The following is an 887-nucleotide window of genomic DNA, read 5'->3' as shown; positions in this document are numbered from 1 at the left end:
ACTCCCACTGGGAGCTCAGCATGCTACCATTCAGACGGAAAGGGAGTAGTCAGGCGGCTTACCGCCCTCTGCATCGACATACTGGCTAAAAACAGCCCGGTGCAAGAGACAAAGCAAGCCCGGCAGGCTGCTTTGGTGACGAGACTTTCACTGAGTTCACGCAGAGGTGAGCTTGGTGAGTCCGTCTGACTTTCCCAGCCTTCACCTCTAGGTGTGAACCGATTCCACACACAAGAGAGGTTGGAGGCTAAACGATGTGGGCTGGTTTTGCGTCAAGTTTGCTGTTGGTTACGGTAGCGGAGTTTGGGGATAAAACCTTTTTTACCCCCCTGATTCTGGCTATGCGACACCCGCGCCGCTGGGTTTTCTTGGGGACGTGGCTGGCTTTGGCCGTGATGACCTTGCTGGCGGTGGTGGCCGGGAAGGTGCTTTTCAAGCTGCTGCCACCCCTGGGCGTGAGAGTGTTGTCGGCTGGGGTTTTCGCGGCTTTTGGGCTGAGAATGCTCTGGCAAGCTTACAAGATGACTCCCCAGCAGGAAAAAGAAGAAGAGGAAGAAGCCCTCAGGCTGGTGGAGCAGGCAGAAGAAAAAGGGGCGGGCCGCGGCGGTGCTTGGGCTATTGTGTGGGAAGCCTTTAGCTTGACAGCCTTGGCCGAGTTGGGGGATAAAACCCAGATTGCCACCGTCTCCTTGGCGGCCACCCACCCGGGATTGAGCGTCTGGGCAGGGGCTACCCTTGGCCATGGACTGATGGTGGGGCTGGCGGTGGTGGGAGGTCGTTTTTTAGCAGCTCACATCTCTGAACGCGCCGTGCATTGGGTGGGGGGCGGCTTATTTCTGGTGTTTGCGTTGCTGACCGGTTGGGAGCTGCTGGGATCCGGGATCAGC

General features: G+C 58.1%; 1 protein-coding gene. It reads left to right on the top strand.

Annotated features, from left to right (window positions below; translation table 11 throughout):
- Nucleotides 1-254: 254 nt before the first annotated feature.
- A partial coding sequence (locus NW820_RS12850) for a TMEM165/GDT1 family protein (protein ID WP_414407700.1) occupies nucleotides 255-887 on the top strand: 633 nt, incomplete at its 3' end.

This window comes from Synechococcus sp. R55.7 (genome assembly GCF_047461955.1).
GTDB lineage: Bacteria > Cyanobacteriota > Cyanobacteriia > Thermostichales > Thermostichaceae > Thermostichus.
Note: the sequence above shows the minus strand (reverse complement) of the source record. Positions and strands in the feature narration are given on the sequence as shown.